The sequence below is a fragment of the Stenotrophomonas sp. TEPEL genome, assembly GCF_004348785.1.
Classification (GTDB): Bacteria; Pseudomonadota; Gammaproteobacteria; order Xanthomonadales; family Xanthomonadaceae; genus Stenotrophomonas; species Stenotrophomonas indicatrix.
In genome coordinates this window covers 2,254,538-2,262,033 of sequence record NZ_QQXJ01000001.1, presented here as the reverse complement: position 1 = coordinate 2,262,033, position 7,496 = coordinate 2,254,538, and the positions used below count along the sequence as shown (strand labels likewise).

The 7,496-nt window shown below is 66.3% G+C and carries 7 protein-coding genes; all 7 read right to left on the bottom strand.

Going from position 1 to position 7,496, the window contains the following annotated elements:
• A partial coding sequence (locus tag TEP_RS10200) for a methyl-accepting chemotaxis protein (protein ID WP_132826502.1) occupies positions 1-1,634 on the bottom strand: 1,634 nt, incomplete at its 3' end.
• A gap of 292 nt (positions 1,635-1,926) precedes the next feature.
• The gene (locus tag TEP_RS10195) at positions 1,927-2,133 is read right to left on the bottom strand and encodes an integrase core domain-containing protein (RefSeq protein WP_240790683.1); all 207 of its coding nucleotides are present in this window, start codon (positions 2,131-2,133) and stop codon (positions 1,927-1,929) included.
• 141 nt (positions 2,134-2,274) lie between these two features.
• Positions 2,275-4,650, bottom strand: coding sequence for a methyl-accepting chemotaxis protein (locus tag TEP_RS10190; protein ID WP_132825201.1), 2,376 nt, complete (start codon positions 4,648-4,650; stop codon positions 2,275-2,277).
• A gap of 98 nt (positions 4,651-4,748) precedes the next feature.
• Complete coding sequence (locus TEP_RS10185) at positions 4,749-5,132, bottom strand: hypothetical protein (RefSeq protein ID WP_025878966.1); 384 nt, start codon at positions 5,130-5,132, stop codon at positions 4,749-4,751.
• A gap of 137 nt (positions 5,133-5,269) precedes the next feature.
• Positions 5,270-5,761: a chemotaxis protein CheW gene (locus TEP_RS10180; protein WP_132825200.1), complete on the bottom strand. Its 492-nt coding sequence runs from the start codon at positions 5,759-5,761 to the stop codon at positions 5,270-5,272.
• 243 nt (positions 5,762-6,004) lie between these two features.
• Positions 6,005-6,778 (bottom strand): flagellar brake protein, encoded by a 774-nt coding sequence (locus tag TEP_RS10175; protein ID WP_132825199.1) that lies wholly within the window; start codon positions 6,776-6,778, stop codon positions 6,005-6,007.
• 213 nt (positions 6,779-6,991) lie between these two features.
• Positions 6,992-7,496: methyl-accepting chemotaxis protein (locus TEP_RS10170; protein ID WP_240790682.1), on the bottom strand; the 505-nt coding region annotated here is incomplete at its 5' end.

Genomic DNA, 7,496 nt, shown 5'->3' with positions numbered 1-7,496 from the left:
TTCTTCGAGGACGCTTCGATGGCCGACATGGTGGTGACCACCTGGCCGACCACTTCGCCACCCTGCGAGGCCACCCCGTGCGCGCCGATGGCGAGCTGGTTGGCCTGGCGTGCATGTTCGGCGTTCTGGCGCACGGTGGAGGTCAGTTCCTCCATCGAGGCGGCAGTTTCTTCCAGATTGGCGGCCTGCTGCTCGGTACGGCGCGACAGGTCGCTGTTGCCTGATGCGATTTCGCCGGCCGACAGGGTGATGCTGGCGGCACTGGCCTGGATCTGGCCGACGATCTGGGTCAGCTGGCTGACCGTGGCGTTTGCATCGTCGCGCATGCGGGCGAACACGCCCTGGTAGTCACCGTGCATGCGTGCCGTCAGGTCGCCGTCGGCAATGGACGACAGCAGCTGCGAGAGCTTGCCGAGGTTGTCATCGCTGACGGCCATCATGGCATTGAGGTTCTCCAGCATGGTGCGGAAATCGTGATCGAAGCGCAGCGCATCGCCGCGCTGGCTGAAGTCGCCCGCGGCGGCGGCACTGGCCAGCTGCTTGATCTCGGCGTTGATGCGGCCGAGGTTGGCCTTGACCGTGTCGACGGTGGTGGTCATCGCCGCCTTTTCGCCCGGATAGCGCGCGATGTCGCTGCTGAGGTCGCCGACGGCGTACTGCTGCACGACGTGCAGCACATCGTGCAGGGTCTGTACGTGGCTGCCGACCAGGACATTGGTTTCCTGCACCATCAGTCCGTATTCGCCGGGGAAACTGCTGGCGTCGATGCGGTAGCTGAGTTCACCGCCATCGTGGCGGCGCGCCATCTCGCGCTGGCCACTGATGACCGCATGCAGCTGCTGCTGCATGCGCGACATGGCTTCGAGCAGGCGACCGGTTTCGTCATGCGGCTGCGGGCCGATGTGGCTGTCCAGCTTGCCGCCGGCGATGCCTTCGGCAACGGCGGTGGCCTCCTTCAGCGGGCGTGCGATGCGGTTGCCGATGACCCAGCTCAATGCGAGCACGATCAGCACCAGCACGCCGCCGGCCAGGGTCATGATGGCGGTGAAGACCAGTGCCTGCTGCTGCACGTCTTCCATGTACACGCCGCTGCTGACCACCCACTGCCAGGGCGCGAACAGGCCGGCATAGGACGCCTTGTCGTACAGTCCTTCGCTGTTGGCCTTGGCCCACTTGTAGGAGACCACGCCACCGCCCTTGCGTGCCACTTCCACCAGATCGTGGAACAGCTGTACGCCGTCCTCGGAGCGGAAGTCCTTCATGTCCTTGCCGATCAGGTCCTTGCGGAATGGATGCATCAGCACACGGTAGTTCGTGTCGTAGACGCTGTAGTAGTACGTATCGTTGTCAGCGCGCATGCGCGCCAGCGCATCGAGCGCGGCCTGACGGGCGGCGGTCTCGGTGAGTTCGCCGCTGGCGGCCAGTCCGTGGTAGTGGTCGAGGATGCCGTAGGTCAGTTCAACCTGGGTCTTCAACGACGACTTGCGGGTTTCATTGAGGTCCAGGTACTGCATGCGGGCAGCGGTCACCGAGAGCGCGATCACGCCGAGTGCGATCAGCAGCGTCAGCAGATTGAGCTTGCGTCGGACGGAGAGATTGCTGAAGTAGTGTTGCCAGCGATGCAGGAGATTCATCGAGCAGTACCCGGGTGGTGGTGGGTGGAGGCGCCGGTGCTGATCGGGAGCAGCGGTGACATGACCGTTATCGGCCGCGGGGGCGGGGGATTGAGGTGGGCTGTTCGAACGTATTCAGGTTTGCTTGCAGCGGCGGCTGCGGCGCTGCCTGCGGCAGGCTCTTGGAGCGACAGCAACAGCAACAGCGCTCAGGGCTCGGTGTTGATACGTGCTGGCATGGGTCGGGGCGGCCAGGCGGGACACGCCGTAAACCTGAGGTGGTCAAGTATTTCTGGACACTCTCAAGGGGCGTTCAGGCCACCTGCGCTTCGTGAAGCGCAGGTGGGACCAGCCCGTTGGCGGTGTGCAGCCGACGGTGGTTGTACCAGTCCACAAACTTTTCGATATCCACGGCTGCCTCGTGCCGGGTCGGGTACTTGGCGTACAGCCATTCTCCCTTGAGGGTGGCAAACACCCGCTCCACTACGGCGTTGTCCCAGCAATTGCCCTTCCGGCTCATGCTCTGGCCGTTTTCCTGCGGAAAACGGATCTGACCCCGAAAGCACTGCGCCGTTGGCTGGACAACACCTGGCGAGGCCGAAAAGAAAAAAACGCCCCAGCGCAGGGCCGGGGCGTTTTCGTGCCTCAGGTCAGGCAGGAATCAGAATTCCTGCCAGTCTCCATCAGCCAGTTCGGTGGCCACGGATCGGCCGCCGGTGCTGCGGCGGGCCGGCGGTGCGGCCGCTGCCGGAGCCGGAGCTGCCGGTGCCGACGCGCGCGGTGCCGGTGCGCGCGGGGCGACCACGGCTTCGGCTTCGTCGACCACGAAGATCGAGACCGCCTCGCTGAGGTGGCCCGCCTGTTCTTCCATCGCACGTGCGGCGGCGGTGGCTTCTTCCACCAGCGCGGCGTTCTGCTGGGTGGTTTCGTCCATCTGCACCACGGTCTGGTTGACCTGCTCGATGCCGGCGCTCTGCTCCTGCGAGGCAGCAGAGATCTCGGACATGATGTCGGTGACGCGCTGCACCGAGGCAACGATCTCGCCCATGGTGGCGCCGGCCTTGTGCACCAGCGCCGAGCCGTCGTTGACCTTGCCGACCGAGTCGTCGATCAGGCCCTTGATCTCCTTGGCGGCAGCGGCCGAGCGCTGGGCGAGGGTGCGCACTTCGCTGGCGACCACGGCGAAGCCACGGCCCTGTTCNCCGGCACGGGCCGCTTCNACCGCAGCGTTCAGCGCCAGGATGTTGGTCTGGAAGGCAATGCCGTCGATGACCGAGATGATCTCGGCGATCTTCTTCGACGAGGCCTGGATGGCCGACATGGTGGTGACCACCTGGCCGACCACTTCGCCGCCCTGCGACGCCACGCCGTGCGCGCCGATGGCGAGCTGGTTGGCCTGGCGGGCGTGCTCGGCGTTCTGGCGCACGGTGGAGGTCAATTCCTCCATCGAGGCGGCGGTTTCTTCCAGATTGGCGGCCTGCTGCTCGGTACGGCGCGACAGATCGCTGTTGCCGGAGGCGATTTCGCCGGCGGCCGAGCTGATCGCCCGGCTGGACTGCTTGATCCGGGTGACGATTTCGCTCAGCTGCGCGGCGGTGGCATTGGCATCGTCACGCATGCGGGCGAACACGCCTTGGTAGTCGCCGTGCATGCGCACGGTCAGGTCACCCTGCGACAGCGCGGCCAGCAGGCCGGAGATCTGTTCGATGCTGCCCGAGTTGGCGTCCAGCAGGCCGTTGATCTGCTGGGCCAGCTGCAGGAAGAAGCCTTCCTTGTCGTTGGCATCGATGCGGCCGGACAGGTCGCCGGCAGCGGCCTGGGCGATCACCCGTGCCACTTCCGCCTCGACCTGCGCTTCCTGGGTGCGGTCGCGCCATTCCACCACGTAGCCGACGGTGTCGCCGTCTTCGTTGCGGATGGTCGACACGACCTGGGCGAACTGGGCATCGCCGTACTGCATCGGGCGGCGGGCAACGCCATGCTGCTTGAGGTTGGCCAGCAGGGTGTTGTCCATCTCGCCGCGGTGCTCGAGCACGGTGACCGGCTTGCCGACCAGCGAGGCGTGGACATCGAAGTCGGGCAGGTCGCGGCGCAGCTCGTCCTGGTACTGGGCCAGGGTCTGCTGCAGGGCGCGGTTGCTGTAGACGATGGTGTTGTTGGGGTCGGTCAGGTAGACGCCGGTCGAGCTGTAATCCAGCGCGGTGCGGATGCGCAGGTTCTCGCGGGCGATGGCCTGGTCGGTTTCGGTGCGCTCGCGCAGGTCGCGCTGCATGCGCTGCATGGCCTGCATCAGTTCGCCCACTTCGTCCTGGCGGCTGACATCGATGTGACCATCGAGCTTGCCCCCGGCGACGTCGTTGGCCACCGAGACGGCGCCACGTACGCTGCCGACCAGGGCACGGGCGAACAACCACACCAGCACCAGGCCGAGCGCGGCGCCGCCGAGCAGGGCGATGACGGTCAGCACGGCCGAGGCGGAGTACGTGGAGGCGGCTTCGTCGCGCGAGGCGCGGGCGAGGCGGTTGTCTTCGGCGATCAGCGCTTCAAGCGCGGCGCCGGCCTTGCGGTGTTTGGTGCGGGTCTCGCCGACGAAGGTGTCGATCGCATCGTCGGGCAGGTCCAGCTCCAGCATCTCGGTGACGCTGTCATAGGAGGCCAGCGCGTCCTTCCAGTCCTTGGCGAAGGTGTCGAACAGCTTCCTCTGCTGTGCGTTGTTGACCAGCTTCGGGTAGTCCTTGATCGACTTGTCCATGCTGGTGCGCAGTTCGACGGCCTGCTTGCGGGCGTCGGCCTTGACGTCGTCGCTGGCGCGGATCAGCTGCTGGTAGGCGCTGTTGCGGTACTCGCCGAGCATGCCGCGCATCTCGCCGGCCATGCGGATGCTCTCCATGCGTGAACCAGCCAGTTCGGTGGTCACGTTGTTCAGCGAATGCAGGCCACGGTAGGCGACGATGCCCTGCAGCAGCATCACCAGCAAGAGGACACCGAAGGTCAGCATGAGCTTCGGCATCAGTTTCAGGTTGTTGATCCACGGCATGGGCGTTGCGATCTCCTAAGGCAGACGCGGCCGGGCGCGGGGCCCGGTTGCAACAGCCACGCCGGCACGCTGGCCGGCGCGGTCTGACGGACAGCGGATTACTTGATGTTGGCCAGCTTCAGGCTGGACGGCGAGCTGACTTCGATTTCCGCGCGCGAGGCATCGCGCTGGATCTTGCCGATCACGCACACGGTCTTGCCTTCCAGGGTTTCCAGCGGGAAGGAGAACTTGCCGCGGTTCTCGCCGGCGATGCGTGCCGAGAAGGTGTGGCGCGGGAAGGCGCCGCCCATGTACAGGAAGGTCGGCTGGCCTTCGGAACCTTCTGCGAAGCGGGCCTTTTCGACCTTGCCGCAGACCATGCCGTCCTTGCCGACGGCGCGCGGTGCCATCTCCGGCGGAATCATCTCGGCCGACTGCGCGAAGGCGGAGGAAGCGGTGGTGGCCAGGACGGCAGCCGAAACGAACGCAAGCAGGGACTTCATCGGGGTGATTCTCCGGGGATGGTGATGGTGGATCCGGCCTTGGCGCGTTCCTGCGCGGCCGGCTTCTGTCCCCCTATCGGCGTGGATGAGGGGAACTGAAGGGCTACGTAACAGAAACGTGAAGAAGGTCCGTTTGCTCAGGCAGCAGCGTCTTCGACGACGCTGGTCTGGCCCATGTCGGCGCTGTCCAGCAGGGTTTCGATATCCAGCAGGATCAGCATGCGGTCGTCGTGGGTGCCGATGCCGGAAATGAAGCGGGTGTCGACGGCTGCGCCGAATTCCGGGGTCGGGCGGATCTGCTCGGCCGACAAGGGGATCACGTCGGAGACGCTGTCGACCACGATGCCGACCACGCGGTCTTCCACGTTGAGCACGATCATCACGGTGAAGGCGTCGTAGCGGGCGTCTTCCAGGCGCAGCTTCAGGCGCAGGTCGATCACCGGCACGATGGTGCCGCGCAGGTTGATCACGCCCTTGATGTAGTCCGGGGCATCGGGCACGCGGGTGACGGCGTCGTAGCCGCGGATTTCCTGCACCTTGAGGATGTCCACGCCGTAGTGCTCGGCACCGAGGGTGAAGCTGAGGAATTCGCCATCGGCGCCGGCGGCGGAGCTGTTCTTGTCGTTCATCGAGGGGTCCTGGTTCTGCCGGAAGTGCCGGTGTCAGGCTCGATATCGGCCCCTGGGTGGGGGACTTTAGGCATCTGGTAGTGCCGGCCGCTGGCCGGCAGATCCTGCATCCACGCATGGCGTGGATCTACCGGGGAGGGTGGTGCCGGCCGCTGGCCGGCGGTTCGTGCATCCACGCATGGCGTGGATCTACTTGGAGGGCATGAATCGACGCATGCCGTGGATCCACCTGCCGTGGGGGTGTCAGAGCTCGCCGTTGCGGCGCGCCTTGCGCTGGCGGTCGATGCGGAAGATGTAGCGCTGGATGGCGCTGTCGCCGCCGCGCGGAAGGTCGTCGAAGCGCATGCCGACGCGCTTGACCTCGGTGCCGTTGGGCAGGCGTTGCGGCAGCAGGTTGCAGACCACCAGTTCGATCTGCAGGTCCGGGCCATCGGGCATCGACAGCTGCGCCTGGTAGCGCTGCTGCAGGCTGAAGATGGCGCAGTCGGTGGGCACGGTTACCGCCAGGCCGCCGCCACTGATGTCCACCACCCGCATCGACAAGGCTTCGGCGCGGGCCTCGCCCGGTGGCAGCAGCAAGTGCGGTGAGTCGGTGATGGGGGTCTCCAGTCGGTACAGTTCGCGTCGCTGCAGGTGCACCAGTTCATCGGGCAGCGGTGCACGGAACGCCACATGGCCCTCGTTGTCCACGCGCTGCAGGTCGTGCAGGCGGAAACGCACCAGTACCCGTTCCAGCTGGGCGAAGCAGAGCAGGTGGTCGCACTGTTCGGCGGCGCGGTTGGAGGCCTCCTGCGGGCTGCCATCGAGCAGCAGGAAATCCTCGTCGTCGTCCAGTTCAAGCAGGGCGGTGGGAAAGGATCGATCGCGGCCGTCGATATGGGCGTTGATCAGTGATCGCTGGTCGATCAGTGAACGCAGCAGCTGCCGCACCTGGCGGGGGTTGCGGACCAGAAAGCGATCGTCCGCGGTATCGGCCGCATGGACTTCGGGCAGTGCAGTGTCGTGGCCGTCGGACATGGAATCTGTGGTCAGGGGCGGGCGCCGACGCGTGTGGGCGCGTGGCTCGAAAGAGGTATCGGCTGCGTTGCGGATTTATGTAGCACCGAACGCACTCGTTTGCTCCGTTGTGCCATGCCCGCGGCGGTCGGGCAAGCGTGGTGCCCGGGCCGGGCATGGCCCGGCGCTGCCTTTCCGCTGACGGGGTGGCGCGCGGCCACCCCGATGCTGCGATCAGAACTCCTGCCAGTCGCCGTCACCGGCCAGGGCCGGCTGCGCAACAGGCTTGCGCGCGCGTGCAGGTGCGGCGATGGCTGCGGGCGCCGCCTTGCGCGGACCGCTGCTGGCCACGGCCATCGCTGCACGCGGTATCGCATTGCCTGCGCTTGGTGCGGCCAGGCGGAAGCGTGCGACGGCCTCGCCCAGCTGCGCGGCCTGGTCTTCCATCGCCCGCGCTGCGGCGGTGGCTTCTTCCACCAGCGCGGCGTTCTGCTGGGTGGTTTCGTCCATCTGCACCACGGTCTGGTTGACCTGCTCGATGCCAGCGGATTGCTCCTGCGAGGCGGCAGAAATCTCGGCCATGATGTCGGTCACGCGCTGCACCGACGCGACGATCTCGCCCATGGTGCTGCCGGCCTGGTGGACCAGGCTGGAACCTTCGGCGACCTTGCCGACCGATTCGTCGATCAGCCCCTTGATCTCCTTGGCGGCGGCGGCCGAGCGCTGGGCGAGGGTACGC

Excerpts from the sequence above, each read along its gene's own strand:
- TEP_RS10185 (WP_025878966.1), bottom strand. The coding sequence starts at position 5,132 with ATGAAGTCCCTGCTTGCGTTCGTTTCGGCTGCCGTCCTGGCCACCACC.
- TEP_RS10175 (WP_132825199.1), bottom strand. The coding sequence starts at position 6,778 with ATGTCCGACGGCCACGACACTGCACTGCCCGAAGTCCATGCGGCCGAT.
- TEP_RS10195 (WP_240790683.1), bottom strand. The coding sequence starts at position 2,133 with ATGAGCCGGAAGGGCAATTGCTGGGACAACGCCGTAGTGGAGCGGGTG.
- TEP_RS10180 (WP_132825200.1), bottom strand. The coding sequence starts at position 5,761 with ATGAACGACAAGAACAGCTCCGCCGCCGGCGCCGATGGCGAATTCCTC.